This window comes from Pseudomonas sp. SBB6, from assembly GCF_024213215.1.
Lineage (GTDB): Bacteria > Pseudomonadota > Gammaproteobacteria > Pseudomonadales > Pseudomonadaceae > Aquipseudomonas > Aquipseudomonas donghuensis.
In genome coordinates, this window is sequence record NZ_JANAVH010000016.1 from 102950 (window position 1) to 119775 (window position 16826).

Genomic DNA, 16826 nt, shown 5'->3' on the forward strand with positions numbered 1-16826 from the left:
TCACTCCCCACTGTTGGCCACCGGCGCCAGCCGACAGCACAAGATCAATCCGCCCGCCTCGCCAGGCTGTGCGTGCAAAGTGCCACCAAAGCCTTCGACGATACTGCGGCTCATGCTCAGGCCCAAACCCAGGCCATCCGCCTTGCTGGTGGTGAACGGGGTGAAGATGCCGTCCAGGCGCTCGGCCGCCACCCCCGGCCCTTGATCGCTGACCCGGATCATTAGCCAGCCCGCCTCAAGCGCTGCGCTGAGCAGGATACGCGAGGCCTGGCCTTTATGTTGCTCGCGGTTGGCGTCGATGGCATTGCGCAACAGGTTGAGCAGCACCTGCTCAAGCAGCACCCGGTCGGCATAGACCGACGGCAGCCCCTCAGCCACCCGCTGCTCGATCCTGACCTGGTCACGGCTGGCTTCCCAATCGCACAGGCGCACCGCTTCACCGACGACATCGACAATCGCCAAGGCCTGCAAGCGCCGCGGCTCCTTGCGCAAAAAGGCGCGCAAGCGTTTGATCACTTCGGCGGCATGGGTGGCTTGTTCGTTGATGCGTTGCAAGCCATGAGCAATGCGCTGCGCAGCCTGCGGATCGCGATCCAGCGCCTGCAGGTAGCGTTGACTGGCACTGGCGTAGTTGACCACCGCCGCCAGTGGTTGGTTGATTTCATGGGCAATCCCCGAGGCCAGCTCACCGAGGGTGATCAGCCGGGCACTGTGGGCCAGTTCGTCCTGATGGCGACGTTGCTGGCTTTCGCGCAACTCACGCTCGGTCATGTCGCGGGCCACCAGCGAGTAGTAGCGCTCACCGCCAGTCGCGCGATGGGCCAGCAGCACCAGCGACACGGGGAACGCCGTGCCGCCCTGATGCGCGATCAGCCGCGCCTCGGCTTGCCAAACCCCGTGTTGCTCGGCACGCTGCCAACCTTCATTGTGCAGGCGCTGCTGCAGTGCCGGGTCGAGCAACGCTTGCAGCCTGGGCAGCGGTTCTACGCCCAGCAAGCCCAGCGCCTGGCGCGCCGACTGGTTGAGGTAGCTGAGCTGGCCGTCGCGGTCGCTGAACAACACCAGGTCGGTATTGGCTTCCACCACCTCGGCCAGGCGCCGGCGGTTTTCCTGAGCCTCGATGCGCACGCTGATGTCCCGCGAGACACTGACAATCTCGACCACGGCGCCGGTGTAGGTCTCGCGGATCGCGCGGCTGGCGATCTCGAACCAGCGGTAGCGCCCATCGCGGTGCCGCACCCGGCAGGTCATGGTCTGGTAGCCGTCCTGCTCCAGCGCCTGGGACGCTTGCAGCAGCGATTGCTGGCGATCCTGGGGGTGAAACAGCGTCTGCACCGGCACCCCGCGCAACGCTTCCGGCCAGTAGCCGAGCAGGCGGTATGCAGCGGGCGAGGCATCGATAAAGCTGCCGTCAGGCGTATGCCGGGAAATCAGGTCGGTGGTGTTCTCGGTGATCAGCCGGTACAGGCGCCGGGCCCGGCTGGCCTCACGTTCACCCTGGCGCTCCAGGGTGGCATCCCGACAACGCGCCAGGACCTGTTGGCCGGCGTCATCGGGGATGAAGGTCCAGAGCAGGATCTGCCCAGCCACCTGCGCCTCGACCTCACTGATCGCCCGCGCTTGCGCCAGACAGGCCTGCACCAGTGCCGGATAGTTGCTCGGCAAGCAGAAGTCGGCGTCACGCTGTGGCCAGGGCCCGAACATGGCCTGCAAGGCCGGGTTGCTGGCCAGCACGCTGGCCGCAGCATCCAGCAACAGGCTGGGCTGTGGATCCTTGGCCAGCAGCAGGGAGAAAGGAGTATCCAAAGCAGTGCCTCAGGGCTTTTATAGTATTTATACCATATTGCTATAGTCTATCTTCCAGCTACCATAGCAATTCACGTAAAACTGCGACACCGGAAGGGCCTGCTCCTTCCCGAAACCTGATCAGAGCTAACAATCAGCCATCGGAGGTTTCAGTTCGCCACAGGCGGCTGCCTCCTGCACAGGACGACCTCATGTCGATTTTCTCCCAGGGCCTGGCGCCCGCCCCTGTCAATCATGTTGCCTTGAGCCCCTTGAGTTTCATCGAGCGCACCGCCGCCGTCTACGGTCAGTACCCGGCGGTGATCCACGGCGCCATCCGGCGCAACTGGCAGCAAACCTACGAACGTTGCCGGCGCCTGGCCAGCGCCCTGGCCGGGCGCGGTATCGGCCAGGGCGATACGGTGGCGGTGATGCTGCCGAACATTCCGGCGATGCTCGAAGCGCACTTTGGCGTGCCGATGATCGGCGCGGTGCTCAATGCCCTCAACGTGCGCCTGGACGCCGAAGCCATCGCCTTCATGCTCGAGCACGGCGAAGCCAAGGTGCTGATCACCGACCGCGAGTTCCACAAGGTCGTTGAAGCGGCCCTGGCGCTGATGAAATACCCGCCGCTGGTGATTGATGTCGATGACCCGGAGTACGGCGAAGGCCAGGCGGTCAGCGACCTGGACTACGAAGCGTTTCTCGCCGAAGGCGACCCCGCGTTCGCCTGGCACTGGCCCGAAGACGAATGGCAGGCCATCTCGCTGAACTACACTTCCGGCACCACCGGCAACCCCAAGGGCGTGGTCTATCACCACCGTGGCGCCTACCTCAACGCCCTGGGCAACCAGATGACCTGGGCCATGGGCAACCACCCGGTGTACCTGTGGACCTTGCCGATGTTCCACTGCAACGGCTGGTGCTACCCCTGGACGGTCACCGCCCTGGCCGGCACCCATGTGTTCTTGCGCCGGGTCGATCCGCAGAAGATTCTCACCCTGATCCGCGAACATCAGGTCAGCCACCTGTGCGGCGCGCCGATCGTGCTCAATGCGCTGATCAACATGCCCGACTCGGCCAAGGCCGCCATCGATCACCCGGTCAATGCCATGGTCGCTGGTGCGGCGCCACCGGCCAAGGTCATCGGCGCGGTGGAAGAGATGGGCATCAAGGTCACTCACGTCTATGGCCTGACCGAAGTCTATGGCCCGGTGACCGTCTGCGCCTGGCACGCCGAGTGGGATGAACAACCGCTGGCCGAACGTGCCCGGATCAAGTCCCGCCAGGGCGTGCGCTACCCGACCCTCGAAGGCCTGATGGTCGCCGACCCGCAGACCCTGGAGCCAGTGCAACGCGACGGCAACACCCTGGGCGAGATCTTTATGCGCGGCAACACGGTGATGAAGGGCTACCTGAAAAACCCCGAAGCCACCGCCGAAGCCTTCCGTGGCGGCTGGTTCCACACCGGCGACCTGGCGGTCTGGCATGCCGACGGCTACGTGGAGATCAAGGACCGGCTCAAGGACATCATCATTTCCGGTGGCGAGAACATCTCCACCATCGAAGTCGAGGACACCCTCTACAAACACCCGGCAGTACTCGAGGCCGCCGTGGTCGCCCGCCCCGACGAGAAATGGGGTGAAACCCCCTGCGCCTATATCACCCTCAAGGCCGGCTGCGAGGGCACCCGCGAAGCCGAGATCATCGCCTTCTGCCGCGAGCACCTGGCCGGCTTCAAACTGCCGAAAACCGTGGTATTCAGCGAACTGCCGAAGACGTCCACCGGCAAGATCCAGAAGTACCTGTTGCGCGACTGGGCCAAGGCGCTCTGATCCCTTTTGACTGCGAGAACGGCCATGCCTGAATTCAATGCTCCCCTGCGCGACATGCGCTTTGTCCTTCATGAAGTGTTCCATGGCCCGGCCTTGTGGGCACGCCTGCCAGCCCTGGCCGAACGGGTCGACGCCGACACCGCCGACGCCATCCTTGAAGAGGCGGCGAAAATCACCGGCCAGTTGATCGCCCCGCTCAACCGCAGCGGCGATGAACAGGGCGTGGCCTTCGAGGCGGGCGCCGTGTGCACCCCGGACGGCTTTCGCCAGGCCTGGCAGACCTACCGCGACGGCGGCTGGGTGGGCCTGGCCGGTAACCCGGCGTTTGGCGGCCTGGGCATGCCGAAGATGCTCGCGGTGCAATTCGAAGAGATGCTCTACGCCGCCAACTGCAGCTTCAGCCTGTACTCGGCGCTGAGCGCCGGTTGCTGCCTGGCTATCGACGCCCACGCCAGCGCAGCGCTCAAGGCCACTTACCTGCCGGCGCTGTACAGCGGCCAATGGGCCGGCACCATGTGCCTGACCGAACCCCACGCCGGTACTGACCTTGGCATCATCCGCAGCAAGGCCGAGCCCCAGGCCGATGGCAGTTACAAGGTCAGCGGCACCAAGATCTTCATCACTGGCGGCGACCAGGACCTGACCGAGAACATCATCCACCTGGTGCTGGCCAAACTGCCGGATGCGCCGGCCGGGCCCAAGGGCATTTCGCTGTTTCTGGTGCCCAAGTACCTGGTCAATGCCGACGGCAGCCTTGGCCAAGGCAACGCGGTCAGCTGTGGCTCGCTCGAACACAAGATGGGTATCAAGGCCTCGGCCACCTGCGTAATGAACTTCGATAGCGCCACCGGCTACCTGATCGGTGAACAGAACCGTGGCCTGGCGGCGATGTTCACGATGATGAACTACGAGCGCCTGTCGATCGGCATCCAGGGCATTGGTTGCGCCGAGGCCTCCTACCAGAATGCCGCGCGCTATGCCTGCGAACGCCTGCAGAGCCGGGCGGCCACCGGCGCCCAGGACCCGCAGCGGATTGCCGACCCGATCATCGTCCACCCGGATGTACGGCGCATGTTGCTGACTATGCGCGCCCTGACCGAAGGCGGACGCGCCTTCGCCACCTACGTCGGCCAGCAACTGGATATTGCCAAGTACGCTGATGACGCCCAGGAGCGCGACGCGGCGCAACGCCAGGTGGCGCTACTGACACCCGTGGCCAAGGCCTTCTTCACCGACAATGGCCTGGAGAGCTGCGTACTTGGCCAGCAGGTGTTTGGCGGCCACGGCTATATTCGCGAATGGGGTCAGGAGCAATTGGTGCGCGATGTGCGCATTGCGCAGATCTACGAGGGCACCAACGGCATCCAGGCGCTGGACTTGCTCGGGCGCAAAGTGGTGGCCGATGGCGGCCAGGCGCTGGCTGCCTTTGCCGCGCAGATTCGCGAGTTTGCCCAGGCACAACCACCTTTTTGCCAGCCGCTGCTTAACGCCCTGAACGAGCTGGAAGACCTGAGCCAGTGGCTATGCACGCAAGCGAGCCGCGACCCGAACGCCATTGGCGCAGCCTCAGTGGAGTACCTGCAGCTGTTCGGCTATGTCGCCTACGCCTACATGTGGTCACGCATGGCCGCCGTCGCCCGCGACGCCCTGGTGCACGACCCGGCGTTCTACGGCGCCAAGCTGGCCAGCGCCGGGTTCTTCTTCGAACGCCTGCTGCCACGCACGCTGTCGCTGCAAGCCAGTATCCGCGCCGGCAGTGCCCCGTTGTTCGCGTTGGATGCCGCGCAGTTCTGAAACCTGGCCTGCGACGCTGAACAGGCGTCGCAGGCTTACCTTTCGTCCGTGATTTTGTAAGCAATCATTGTCAGATCCACGGTTTTACGTGGGTTTGGCGGTAAAAAAGCCTACAACTGATAGTCATTCGCCATTATCTCGGTTCTCGCCCACCTGCCCTGCAAGGTAGAATGGACAAAACCGGGAGTTTCAATGAATCACACCAGTCTCAGCGCCGCCGAATACGATGCCATCACCGATGCCGCCGCGCAGTGGTGCCTGCGCTTGCAAGCTGAAGACTGCACAGCCGCCGAGCGGCGCGCGTTCGAGCAATGGCTGAGTGCCAACCCGCTGCACCTGCAGGAATATCAGGCGATGCTGGAAATCTGGCAGACCGCCGACCATCTGCCCCGCAGCTTCCCGGACAACGTGGTGCCCCTGCCACAGCGCCAGCGCAGCCACTGGCAGCGTTTCGCCACGGCGGTAGCCATCGCCCTGGTGGCGCTGCCAGCCGGCGCCTGGATCGGTTGGGAGCAAGGCTGGTTACCCAATAGCTATCAGCACCTGGAAAGCAACGGCCAGCTCAGCCGCGTTGTGCTCGGCGACGGCAGCGAGGTCGAACTGAACCTCAATACCGAGCTGCGCTTTAGCAACTACAAGGATGAACGCCGGGTCACCCTGATCAAGGGTGAAGCCTTCTTCAAGGTCAGCCACGACAGCCAGCATCCCTTCGTGGTGCATGCGGCCAATGGCTGGACGCGGGTCACCGGTACCCAGTTCAACGTGTGGAAGTACGATGATCAGGTCAAGGTAACCCTGGTCGAAGGTTCAGTGCTGGTCAGCAGCGATGGCCAGACCAGCGACAGCAGCTATCGTCTGGGCCCGGGCATGCAGGCCAGCTACAAGGCCGGTGACTACGAGCCACGCCTGAGCCAGACCTACAACCAGGACAACAGCCTGGCCTGGCGTAGCGGCAAGCTGATCCTCGACAACCAGAGCCTGGCCCAGGCCTTGCCAATGATCAACCGCTACCTGGACAAACCGCTGCTGCTGGCCGATGCCAGCACTGGCAGCATCCGCATCAGCGGCATCTACAACACCAGCGAAATCAAGCGCCTGGTCAGCGCCCTGCCCAAGGTGTTGCCGGTCTACCTGACCCGGAACAAAAGCGGCAACATGGTGCTCAACCGCATCTCGCCACCTGCCAAAGGCTGAGCCTTGCGCTCAGCCCGTCGCCTGCGTCAGAGCATCATCGCCGCCAGCCAACCGAATGCCAGCAGTGGCAGGTTGTAATGGATGAAGGTCGGTACCACGGTGTCCCAGATATGGTGATGCTGACCATCGACGTTCAGGCCCGAGGTCGGCCCCAGGGTCGAATCCGACGCCGGTGAACCGGCATCCCCCAAGGCTCCAGCGGTACCGACGATGCACACCGTCGCCACAGGATCGAAGCCCAGTTGTACGCACAACGGCACGAAGATCGCCGCCAGGATCGGCACGGTGGAGAACGAGGAGCCGATGCCCATGGTCACCAGCAGGCCGACCAGCAGCATCAACAGCGCACCAATGCCCTTGCTGTGATTGATCCAGGCCGCCGAGGCCTCGACCAGGGACTTGACCTCGCCGGTGGCCTTCATCACGTCGGCGAAGCCTGATGCGGCGATCATGATGAAGCCGATCATGGCCATCATCTTCATGCCTTCGGTGAACAGGTCATCGGTGTCTTTCCAGCGCACGATGCCCGAGACCGAGAAAATCAGAAAACCGGCCATGGCGCCGATGATCATCGAGTCCAGCCACAGCTGGATGATGAAGGCCGCCGCAATGGCAACACCGGCCACCAGCAGGGTCAGGGGGTTGTAGCGCACCGTCACCTGCTCGACCTGCTCGATTTTCTCCAGGTCATACTCACGCTTCTTGCGATAGCTGATGAACACCGCCACCAGCAGGCCAAAGAGCATGCCCGCGGCCGGGATGGCCATGGCGTGGGTAACGTTGACGCCGCTGACATCCACGCCGCTGCGGCTGACACTGCCCAGCAGGATCTGGTTAAGGAAGATGTTGCCAAAGCCCACCGGCAGGAAGATATACGGGGTGATCAGGCCGAAGGTCATCACGCAGGCCACCAGGCGCCGGTCGATCTGCAGCTTGGTCAATACATACAGCAGCGGCGGCACCAGCAACGGAATGAAGGCGATATGGATCGGCAGAATGTTCTGCGACGAAATCGCCACCACCAGCAGCAGACCGATCAACAGCCATTTGACCTTGCCGCCGTTGCTATGCCCCTGCCGGTCGATCATGGCCAGGGCGCGATCCGCCAAGGCATGGGCCATGCCCGACTTGGCAATGGCTACGGCGAAAGCGCCAAGCAACGCGTACGACAACGCCACCGTGGCACCGCCACCCAGCCCGCCATTGAAGGCCTTGAGCGTACCTTCGATGCCCAGGCCACCGACGAGGCCACCCACCAGGGCGCCGACGATCAGGGCGATCACCACATGCACGCGGGACAGGCTCAATATCAGCATGATGCCGACCGCGGCAATTACTGCATTCATTCTGTGACCTCTAGAAACCAGACAAAAAGCGACCGATCCGGCGACAGACTGCTCGCAAGCAGTGGCCGAACGACAGGTATTTTTATGGAGGGCGCACACTCTGAAGCAGACCCCCGCGCTTGTCAAAAAAACGGAGTGTTGTGCCTGCGACAATAAGTCGCCTCAGCGACCGAAAACGACGCATTTCAATTGAACGTTTGAATAAAGAAAACGGCCTCGCGGCCGATACAGTCGGCAGCCTCAATCGTTCAGGATCCAAGGACTTCGCCATGTCGTTCAGACAACTTTCCATACAGTGGAAGATCACCCTGCTGGCCGGCCTGTGCCTGGCGGGCATCGTTACCCTGCTGGTGGGCCTCTCGCTGTATCGCATGGAGCACAGTACGCAACTGGTCAAGGCCAGCAGCATGCAGATGCTCACCGAAGCAGCCCAGGGGCGCATCGAATCCCAGGGCGAAGTCCAGGCCTTGAACATCCGTCGCCAGTTCATGGATGCCTACCAGTACGGTGCCGGTTTCGCCCGCCAGGTGTTGTTCCTGCGCGAACAGGCCGAGAAGCGCTTTCTCGATGCCTTCGACCTGCGCGAGGACATGACCCGCCAGGTACGCGCGGCGCTGCAGGCCAACCCCGACCTGCTCGGCCTGTCACTGGTGTTCGAACCCAACGCGCTGGACAACAAGGACGCGCTGTTCGTCGACCAGAAAGAACTGGGCAGCAACGAGAAAGGCCGCTTTGCCCTGTACTGGTCGCAACCGACCCCGGGCCAACTGACCTCCATGGCGCTGCCTGAGCGCGACATGAACGACACCAGCATCGGCCCCAGCGGCGAGCCGGCCAACACCTGGTCGGTGTGCCCGCGCACGACCCGCAAGGTCTGCGTGATCGAGCCCTACTTCTATGAGATCAACGGCCAGCAGGTGCTGATGACCAGCATCGTGTTCCCGCTGATGGCCGCCGACAAGGTGATCGCCACCCTGTCCATCGACATCAACCTCAACAGCCTGCAGGCTTTGAGCCAACAGGCCAGCCGCAATCTTTACCAGGGCCAGACCCAGGTCGGTATCCTCAGCCCGGTAGGCCTGCTGGCCGGCTACAGCCCGGATGCCGGCAAGCTGGCCCAACGTTTCGACCAGGTCGACGCGGAAAAAGGCGCCGAGCTGATCCGCCTGCTGGGCGACAGCACGCCGCTGCACAGCCTCCACCACAACCAGCGCCTGAAGGTGCTGGCCTCGTTCGCGCCGATCCCTGGCGGCAAGCCTTGGGGCGTGTTGCTCGACGTACCGGAAAGCGCCCTGACCGGCCCGGCCGAAGCCCTCAAGCAAGAGCTCGACCAGCGCAACACCAGCGGCACCCTGATGGAACTGGGCCTGGGTCTGCTGGCGGCCATCGTCGGCCTGCTGCTGATCTGGCTGATGGCGCGCACCGTGACCCGGCCGATCCTCGGCGTGGCGGCCATGCTCAAGGACATCGCCAGCGGTGAAGGTGACCTGACCCGCCGCCTGCACTACGACAAACGCGACGAACTGGGTGAGCTGGCCGGCTGGTTCAACCGCTTCCTCGACAAGCTGCAGCCGACCATTGCCGAGGTCAAGCGCTCGGTCCAGGCCGCCCGCGATACCGCCGACCAGTCCTCGGCGATCGCCAGCCAGACCAGCGCCGGTATGGAACAGCAGTATCGCCAGGTCGATCAGGTGGCCACCGCTTCCCACGAGATGAGTGCCACCGCCCAGGACGTCGCCCGTAGCGCCGCGCAAGCCGCCCAGGCTGCCCGCGACGCCGACCAGGCCACCCGCCAGGGCCTGGCCGTGATCGACCGCACTACCAGCAGCATCGACACCCTCGCCGCCGACATGAGCACCGCCATGGGCCAGGTCGAAGGCCTGGCCGAGAACAGCGAAAAGATCGGCTCGGTGCTGGAAGTGATCCGCTCGATCGCCGAGCAGACCAACCTGTTGGCGCTGAACGCCGCCATCGAGGCCGCCCGCGCCGGTGAAGCCGGTCGAGGGTTTGCCGTGGTCGCCGACGAGGTCCGCAACCTGGCCCGGCGCACCCAGGAATCGGTGGAAGAAACCCGCCAGGTGATCGAAGAGCTGCAGGCCGGCACCCGCGAAGTGGTCGGCGCCATGGACAGCAGCCATCGCCAGGCCCAGGGCAGCGTCGAGCAGGTCGGCCAGGCGGTCACCGCCCTGCAGCAGATCGGCAATGCGGTCACGGTGATCAGCGACATGAACCTGCAGATCGCCAGCGCCGCCGAAGAGCAAAGTGCGGTGGCTGAAGAGATCAACAGCAACGTGGCGACCATTCGTGACGTCACCGAATCGCTGTCGGAACAGGCCAACGAATCGGCGCGGGTCAGCCAGTCGCTCAACAGCCTGGCCAACCAGCAGCAGGGGCTGATGGATCAGTTCCGGGTGTAACAGTATCGCGGGGCAAGCCCGCTCCTACAGTCTGTAGGAGCGGGCTTGCCCCGCGAACGGTCTACTACACTTGCCAGACTCCCTACCTTGCGAGCGAGGCACAATGAAGCCGATCACCACCCTGCTGACCAGCGCACTTCTTGCGCTGGGGCTGATTACCTGCAGCCACGCCGCCGACAAATCCATGCCCATCCACTTCGGTGACATCACCTGGGAAAGCGGCAGCCTCACCACCGAGATCCTGCGGCTGATCGTCGAGAAAGGCTACGGTTACCCCACCGACACCCTGCCCGGCAGCACCGTGAGCATGGAAGTCGCGCTGGCACGCAACGACATCCAGGTCATCGGCGAAGAATGGGCCGGCCGCAGCCCGGCCTGGGTAAAGGCCGAGCAGGCCGGCCAGGTATTCAGTATCGGCGATACGGTGAAGAATGCCGATGAAGGCTGGTATGTACCGGCGTACGTGATCAAGGATCTGGCGCCGAACCTGCGTTCGGTGGCCGACCTCAAGCAGTACAAGGCCGTGTTCAAGGACCCGGAGTCCCCCGACAAGGGCCGCTTCCTCAACAGCCCCAGCGGTTGGACCTCCGAGACCGTCAATAGCCAGAAGCTCAAGGCCTATGGTCTGGACAACGACTACGTGAACTTTCGCAGCGGCTCGGGCGCCGCCCTCGATGCCGAAATCACCTCAGCCATCCGCCGCGGTAAACCGGTGCTGTTCTACTACTGGAGCCCTACCCCGCTCATGGGCCGCTACGACCTGGTACGCCTTGAGGAGCCACCGTTCAACGCCGAGGCCTGGCAGACCCTGACCGATGCCAGCCATCCGAACCCGCAAGGCACGCGCTCACTGCCAGCGAAATTGTCCATTGGTGTTTCAGCGCCATTCAAAAAGGATTATCCGCAACTGGTCGAGTTCTTCGCCAAGGTCGACCTGCCCATCGACACCCTCAACAAGACCCTGGCGCAGATGAGCGAAAAGCGCGAGTCGCCCAAGGATGCAGCGCTCAGGTTCATGCGCGATAACCCGAACATCTGGAAAGCCTGGCTACCCGCCGAGATCGCGGGCAAGGTCGAGGCGAGCCTGTGAGTGGAGGCTTTCCCGAAACGTTGCACTTCTCCTTTGCCGACGCCGTTAACCGCTTCGTTGATTGGCTGGTACTGGCTTACGGCGATCAATTGCGCAATGTCTCCGATGGCCTGCTGCACCTACTGGTCGGCCTGGAAAACCTGCTACGCCTGACGCCTTGGTGGCTGTTGCTGGTGATCGTCGCGCTGATGACCTGGCACGCCAGCCGCAGTGTCGTCCGTGCCCTGGTGCTCAGCGGCCTGTTGTTTCTGATCGGCGTGGTCGGCCTGTGGGACAAGCTCCTGCAAACCTGTGCGCTGGTGCTGGTGAGCACCGGCCTGTGCGTACTGATCGGCATCCCGGTGGGCGTCCTGCTGGCCAGCCGGCCCTTGGCGCGCAAGCTGCTGATGCCGGTGCTCGATGTCATGCAGACCCTGCCCAGTTTCGTCTACCTGATTCCGGTGTTGATGCTGTTCGGCCTGGGCAAGGTGCCGGCCATCTTCGCCACCCTGATCTATGCCCTGCCGCCCTTGATCCGCCTGACCGAACTGGGCCTGAGCCAGATCGACCCGAGCCTGACCCAGGCGGCTCACGGCCTGGGGGCCAGTCGCTGGCAGCGACTGCGGCGGGTGCAACTGCCGCTGGCGATGCCGAGCATCATGGCCGGGCTCAACCAGTCGGTGATGATGGCCCTGTCGATGGTGGTGGTCGCCTCGATGATTGGCGCGCGCGGGCTGGGAGAAGATGTGCTGGCGGGGATTCAAACGCTCAATGTTGGCAAAGGCGTGGAGGCCGGCTTGGCGATTGTGGCGTTGGCGATGGTGATTGACCGGATCACCCAGGCGTATGGCCAGCCGCGTCGTAGTTAGCGATTGAGGGCCTCATCGCGGGTCAAGTCGGATCGCCGCACCGCCGCTCCCACAACGTCTGTGGGAGCGGGCTTGACCCGCGATGCTATCTGACCTTGCGCGGCAGCTCGATGCTGACCCGCAATCCACCCAGCGGGCTTTCCAGCAAACGCATCTGCCCACCCCAGGCCTCGACGATGTCGCGCACGATGCCCAGGCCCAGGCCGTGGCCATCGACCTGCTCATCAAGCCGGGTCCCGCGCTCAAGGACTTGCTCGCGTGCCTTCTCCGGGATGCCCGGGCCGTCATCGTCGACCCACAGGCAATAGTGTTGCGCTTGTTCTTCGATGCTCAGCCGCACTTCGCTGTCAGCCCATTTGCAGGCGTTGTCCAGCAGGTTGCCCAGCAGTTCGAGCAGGTCTTCACGATCCCAGGGCAGCAACAAACCTGTGGGTACCTGCCTGCTCAGTTCCAGGCCTTCACCATGAATCATGCCCAGGGTCGACAGCAACCCCGGCAGCTCGGCATCGCAATCAAACTGGGCGCCCGGCAATGCGTCACCGGCCAAGCGTGCGCGGTTGAGTTCGCGACTCAGACGCTGCTGGATCTGCTCGAGCTGGTCTCGCAACTGAGCACGGACTTCCGGCAAGTCCTTGAGGCGTTCGCTGGAGGCCAGGCTGAGCAACACCGCCAGGGGCGTCTTCAGCGCATGCCCAAGGTTGCCCAGGGCATTGCGTGAACGACGCAAGCTGTCTTCGGTGTGGGCCAACAAATGGTTAATCTGCGCGACCAGGGGCTCAAGCTCGGTCGGCACCTGGGTATCGAGCTGTGAACGCTGGCCCTGCTGCAGCTGGGCGATCTGTTCGCGGGCACGTTCCAGCGGGCGCAATGAACGGGTCACGGTGATGCGTTGCAGCACCAAAATCAGCAACAGAGCGACCAGGCCCAAGCCCAGGCCGATCTGCTGCATGCGCCTGAAACCATCGCGCACCGGGGTATAGTCCTGGGCGACACTGATGGAAATCGCCTGGCCCAGTCGCCGGTAGTCGGCACGCAGGACCAACAGTTGCTGGCCCTCGGGTCCAAGCTGCAGCCCGGTGTGCAGGCCCGGTGTTGCCGGAGCCGGCATGTCCATGTCCCACAACGAACGCGAGCGCCAGTTGCCGCCGTCGAAGTCGATGCGAAAGTAATAGCCCGAGAACGGCCGCTTATAGGCTGAGGAGATCCGTCGCTCGTCCAGTTCCAGCCCGGTCTGGCCGCGCACCAGGGCAACCAGCAGGTTTTCACTCTCCTTGCGCAGCCCCGTCTCCAGGTAGCGTTGCAGCCCGGCTTCGAACAGCCACAGGCTGAGCTGGGCCAGGACCAGCCCGACCAGTACCAATACCGCAATCAGGCCAAGGCTCAAGCGTGCCTGAATCGACTTCACTCGCTGCTCCCGGCATAGCGGTATCCCTGGCCGCGGCGGGTCTCGATCACACTGCGGCCAAGCTTGCGGCGCAGGTGGTTGACGTGCACTTCCAGGACGTTGGAATCCCGTTCGGTTTCACCGTCATAGAGGTGTTCGGCCAGGTGACTTTTCGACAGGATCTGTTGCGGGTGCAGCATAAAATATCGCAGCAGGCGAAACTCGGCAGCGGTGAGCTGGATGTCGACACCGGCGCGGGTCACACACTGGCGGCCTTCGTCCAGCTGCAGGCCGGCGGCGTCCAGGGTCGGCTGGTTGGCAAGCCCGCGCGCACGGCGCAGCAGCGACTGGATACGCAGTTGCAGTTCTTCCGGGTGAAAGGGCTTGCTCAGGTAGTCGTCGGCGCCGGCCTTCAAGCCCTCGATACGCTCGGCCCAGGAGCCGCGCGCGGTGAGGATCAACACCGGTGTCGCCAGGCCAGATGCGCGCCACTGGGCCAGCACCTCAAGGCCCGGCAAGCCGGGCAGCCCGAGGTCGAGAATGATCAGGTCATAGGGTTCACTGCTGCCCTGGTAGACCGCATCCCTGCCGTCGGCCAGCCAGTCGACCGCATAGCCCTGGCGTTGCAGGCTCTGGGTCAGTTCATCCGCCAGCGGCACGTTGTCCTCGACCAGTAACAGGCGCATCAGTCATCTTCCTCGTCTTTGAGCAGCGCTCCATTGGTAGCGTCGAGCTTGATCTCGCGCACCACGCCTTCAGCGGTCAGCAATTCGACCTCGTACTCGTACCTGTCGTGTTTCTGTTCCAGCTCCGCCTCCAGCAATGTCGCCCCGGGATAGCGTCCCAGGGCGTCTTTGAGCAGTTGCTCCAACGGCAGGATGATGCCCCGCTCGCGCAGTTGCAGGGCTTCGTCCTGATCGAGGTCGCGGGCCGAAGCCAGCGAACAGAGGGCCAACAGCGCAATGAGAACGGTCTGTGCTGCTCGCATGCAAAGGCTCATCAGGTGTCCTGAGCGTCCTTGAGGACTTCACCGGTTTTGGCATCGAGATCAACGTCCCACTCGACGTTCTGGGCGTCACGCAGTTCGACCTTGTAGATATAGCGACCGTACTCATCTTCCAGTTCGGAATCGGTGACGGTTGCGCCTGGGTGCTTGGCGATGGCGGCGGCCTTGAGTTCGTCCAGCGACTTGATGCTCTTGGCGTTGACCAGTTTTACCACTTCATCAGGCTGTACATCTTTAGCCAGCGCGACGTTGGCGCTCAGGGCAAGGGCAGCAGTGGCGAACAGGGCAGTCAGAGTTTTCATGGTGTCTCTCCGTTGAGATCAAAAATGTTTCTACGGGGCCTAGAATACCCAACCGAACTTAATTGAAGCTGAAAACAACTGGCGACATGATAGCGCAGCCCTGCCCCACATCTGGACCGCTGTTCTTTATAATTACCGGCTCAAGACCGCGAGGCCCGCATGAGCGCAATCCATATCAAGTACCCGGCCCTGACCCTCAAGGCCGGCAGCCGTGCCCTGCAACGCATATGCGAAGGTGGCTTGCAGGCAGCGGATGTGGGTGTGTTGCCAGGCGCTGCGGGTGGCCCCAAGGCCTTGGGGATCCAAGGGCTGGACCTGGCATTGTTCGGCCAGTGGTTGCCCGGCGCCCCGCGTGAACGGGCGCTGATCGGTGCCTCGATCGGCTCCTGGCGCTTCGCCAGTGCCTGCCTGCCCAACCCGGCCCAGGCCCTGCAGCGCTTGGGGCAGCTGTACACCGAACAGGACTTTGCCAAGGGTGTGACCCAGGCTGAAGTCAGCCGCAGCTGCGAGCGCATGCTCGATGAATTGCTCGAAGGACGCGACGCGCAGGTCCTCGAAAGTTCGGACTATCGCCTGAACATCATGGTGGTAAAAAGCCACGGGCTGCTTGCCCATGATCATCGCGGGCGCCTGGGCATGGGCCTGTCATCGGTGATCGCCGACAACCTGATCGGCCGCCCGCGCCTGGCCCGGCACTTCGAGCGGATCATTCTTCACGATGCCCGCAGCGGTCCGCCGTTGCAGGCACTGACCGACTTTCCGTCGCGCTACCTGGCGCTGGATATCAACAACCTGCGGCATGCCCTCCTGGCTTCCGGGTCGATCCCCATGGTCATGCAAGGCGTGCGCGATATCCCCGGCGCAGGCCAGGGGACCTACCGTGATGGCGGGCTGCTCGACTATCACCTGGACCTGCCCTACGCCGGTGACGATATCGTGCTTTACCCGCACTTCACCGACAAGGTCATCCCCGGCTGGTTCGACAAGGCCTTGCCCTGGCGCCGTGGTGACGCCCAACGCTTACGCAATGTCCTGCTACTGGCACCCTCGCCGCAGTACCTGGCCAGCCTGCCCTACGGCAAGCTGCCGGACCGCAGCGACTTCAAGCGCTTCATGGGGGATGCCAGTAGCCGCCAGCGTTATTGGCACAAGGCAATGGCCGAAAGCCAGCGCTTGGGCGACGAGCTGCTTGAGCTGATAGAAACCGGCAAGCTGCACACGCATCTGCAACCACTGAAGTGACCATGCTGGTAAACTGGCAGCCAGCATTGGTTTACAGAGTCAAGACATCGTGGAAATTTTCAAAGAGTTTACGTTCGAATCGGCACACCGCCTGCCCCACGTCCCTGAAGGGCACAAGTGTGGTCGCCTGCATGGTCATTCGTTCAAGGTTGCCCTGCACCTGACCGGCCCGCTCGACCCGCATACCGGCTGGATTCGCGATTTCTCCGAGATCAAGGCGATCTTCAAGCCACTGTACGAGCAACTGGATCACAATTACCTGAACGACATTCCTGGCCTGGAGAACCCGACCAGCGAAGTGATCGCCAAATGGATCTGGGATCAGGTCAAGCCGCTGCTGCCGGAGCTGTCCAAGGTACGGATTCATGAGACCTGCACCAGTGGTTGCGAGTATTACGGCGACTGAGTCGGTAAATGGATGTGAAGAGACCACCCTGCGGGGTGGTTTTTTTTGGCCTGGTTTTCAGTCCTGTGGGAGCGGCGGTGCGACGCCGCTCCCACAGACCCCAGAAAGACAAAACCCCTACCTGCGTACGCAGATAGGGGTTTCGGAATTTAATCTTGACGATGACCTACTCTCACA

General features: G+C 63.1%; 14 protein-coding genes. 8 read left to right on the forward strand and 6 right to left on the reverse strand.

The window, feature by feature from the left end:
• Nucleotides 1-1806 carry a PAS domain S-box protein gene (locus NLX68_RS24230; RefSeq protein ID WP_302056334.1) on the reverse strand — a complete coding sequence of 602 codons (1806 nt, stop codon included), beginning with the start codon at nucleotides 1804-1806 and terminating at the stop codon, nucleotides 1-3.
• 191 nt (nucleotides 1807-1997) lie between these two features.
• Between NLX68_RS24230 and NLX68_RS24235 the strand changes: the two genes are divergently transcribed.
• From NLX68_RS24235 to NLX68_RS24245, 3 genes are all read left to right on the forward strand, one after another.
• Entirely contained in the window at nucleotides 1998-3620 is a 1623-nt protein-coding gene (locus NLX68_RS24235) for an acyl-CoA synthetase (protein WP_010226591.1), read from the forward strand.
• 24 nt (nucleotides 3621-3644) lie between these two features.
• Nucleotides 3645-5414 (forward strand): acyl-CoA dehydrogenase C-terminal domain-containing protein, encoded by a 1770-nt coding sequence (locus NLX68_RS24240; RefSeq protein ID WP_254286144.1) that lies wholly within the window; start codon nucleotides 3645-3647, stop codon nucleotides 5412-5414.
• Nucleotides 5415-5606: 192 nt separating this feature from the next.
• Nucleotides 5607-6608: a FecR family protein gene (locus tag NLX68_RS24245; protein ID WP_254286145.1), complete on the forward strand. Its 1002-nt coding sequence runs from the start codon at nucleotides 5607-5609 to the stop codon at nucleotides 6606-6608.
• Nucleotides 6609-6634: 26 nt separating this feature from the next.
• Here NLX68_RS24245 and NLX68_RS24250 read toward each other — a convergent pair whose 3' ends face one another.
• Complete coding sequence (locus tag NLX68_RS24250) at nucleotides 6635-7954, reverse strand: Na+/H+ antiporter family protein (protein ID WP_254286146.1); 1320 nt, start codon at nucleotides 7952-7954, stop codon at nucleotides 6635-6637.
• Between the two features lie 269 nt (nucleotides 7955-8223).
• On the opposite strand from NLX68_RS24250, the gene NLX68_RS24255 reads away from it, so the two are divergent.
• The 3 genes from NLX68_RS24255 (at nucleotide 8224) to NLX68_RS24265 (ending at nucleotide 12309) form a co-directional block, all read left to right on the forward strand.
• Nucleotides 8224-10371: a methyl-accepting chemotaxis protein gene (locus tag NLX68_RS24255; RefSeq protein ID WP_254286147.1), complete on the forward strand. Its 2148-nt coding sequence runs from the start codon at nucleotides 8224-8226 to the stop codon at nucleotides 10369-10371.
• Between the two features lie 103 nt (nucleotides 10372-10474).
• Nucleotides 10475-11461 carry an ABC transporter substrate-binding protein gene (locus NLX68_RS24260; protein ID WP_254286148.1) on the forward strand — a complete coding sequence of 329 codons (987 nt, stop codon included), beginning with the start codon at nucleotides 10475-10477 and terminating at the stop codon, nucleotides 11459-11461.
• The gene (locus NLX68_RS24265; RefSeq protein ID WP_254286149.1) at nucleotides 11458-12309 is read left to right on the forward strand and encodes a proline/glycine betaine ABC transporter permease; all 852 of its coding nucleotides are present in this window, start codon (nucleotides 11458-11460) and stop codon (nucleotides 12307-12309) included. Before NLX68_RS24260 ends, NLX68_RS24265 begins: the two co-directional genes overlap by 4 nt.
• A gap of 85 nt (nucleotides 12310-12394) precedes the next feature.
• On the opposite strand, the gene NLX68_RS24270 is transcribed toward NLX68_RS24265, so the two are convergent.
• The 4 genes from NLX68_RS24270 to NLX68_RS24285 are packed head-to-tail and all read right to left on the reverse strand — an operon-like array spanning nucleotide 12395 to nucleotide 15001.
• Nucleotides 12395-13714, reverse strand: coding sequence for a sensor histidine kinase (locus NLX68_RS24270; RefSeq protein WP_254286150.1), 1320 nt, complete (start codon nucleotides 13712-13714; stop codon nucleotides 12395-12397).
• The gene (locus NLX68_RS24275) at nucleotides 13711-14379 is read right to left on the reverse strand and encodes a response regulator transcription factor (RefSeq protein WP_010226607.1); all 669 of its coding nucleotides are present in this window, start codon (nucleotides 14377-14379) and stop codon (nucleotides 13711-13713) included. The genes NLX68_RS24270 and NLX68_RS24275 overlap by 4 nt, the downstream gene beginning before the upstream one ends.
• Entirely contained in the window at nucleotides 14379-14693 is a 315-nt protein-coding gene (locus tag NLX68_RS24280) for a PepSY domain-containing protein (RefSeq protein WP_254286151.1), read from the reverse strand. The genes NLX68_RS24275 and NLX68_RS24280 overlap by 1 nt, the downstream gene beginning before the upstream one ends.
• Nucleotides 14693-15001, reverse strand: coding sequence for a PepSY domain-containing protein (locus NLX68_RS24285; RefSeq protein WP_010226611.1), 309 nt, complete (start codon nucleotides 14999-15001; stop codon nucleotides 14693-14695). Before NLX68_RS24285 ends, NLX68_RS24280 begins: the two co-directional genes overlap by 1 nt.
• Nucleotides 15002-15160: 159 nt before the next feature.
• Between NLX68_RS24285 and NLX68_RS24290 the strand changes: the two genes are divergently transcribed.
• On the forward strand, nucleotides 15161-16243 hold the full coding sequence (locus tag NLX68_RS24290; protein ID WP_254286152.1) for a patatin-like phospholipase family protein: 1083 nt from the start codon (nucleotides 15161-15163) through the stop codon (nucleotides 16241-16243).
• 49 nt (nucleotides 16244-16292) lie between these two features.
• A complete protein-coding gene (gene queD, locus NLX68_RS24295) occupies nucleotides 16293-16649 on the forward strand; it encodes a 6-carboxytetrahydropterin synthase QueD (protein ID WP_010226613.1) in 357 nt (118 codons plus the stop codon).
• Nucleotides 16650-16826 lie beyond the last annotated feature (177 nt).